The organism is Pseudomonas sp. JV245A (genome assembly GCF_032424515.1).
GTDB classification, from domain to species: domain Bacteria; phylum Pseudomonadota; class Gammaproteobacteria; order Pseudomonadales; family Pseudomonadaceae; genus Aquipseudomonas; species Aquipseudomonas protegens.
Genome location: NZ_VYKE01000500.1, coordinates 1 through 587, shown reverse-complemented (window position 1 = coordinate 587; position 587 = coordinate 1). Strand labels below are relative to the sequence as shown.

General features: G+C 68.3%; 1 protein-coding gene. It reads left to right on the top strand.

All coding sequences use genetic code 11. The features are described 5' to 3' along the window. A partial coding sequence (locus F6S12_RS32695) for a cation diffusion facilitator family transporter (RefSeq protein ID WP_315869982.1) occupies window positions 1-534 on the top strand: 534 nt, incomplete at its 5' end. Window positions 535-587 lie beyond the last annotated feature (53 nt).

Here is a 587-nt window from a genome sequence, read left to right as displayed (position 1 = left end):
CTGGTGAACATTCTCAGCGCCTGGCTGCTGGGCGGGGGGCACGACCATCATGGCCATTCCCACGGCCACTCTCATGATCACGAGCATCACGAGCATCACCAGTCGAACCGGGCCGGGGGCGACAACAACCTGCGTTCGGCCTATGTGCATGTTTTGTCCGATGCCCTGACGTCGGTGCTGGCCATTGCCGCGCTGCTGGCCGGGCGCTACCTGGGTTGGGTCTGGCTCGACCCGGCGATGGGCATTGTCGGCGCGCTGGTGATTGCCCGCTGGTCCTATGCCCTGATCAAGTCCAGCGCCGCGGTGCTGCTCGATGCCAGCGATGAGCAGGTGGCCGGGCAGATCCGCGCATCGGTGGAAGGGCCGGGGGATGCCAGTATCGTCGACCTGCACGTGTGGCAGGTGGGCCCTGGGGCCCGGGCGGCGATTGTCAGTGTGGTGGCCCGGGCCTCGCTCAGTGCCGAGACCGTGCGTGCGCGCCTGGCCGCGCTGCCCGGGCTGTCGCACCTGACCCTGGAATTGCGCAGCGTCTGAAGCCGGGCGCCTCAGGTGGCGCCCGGGCGGTACAGTTCCAGCAGCGAATAGGC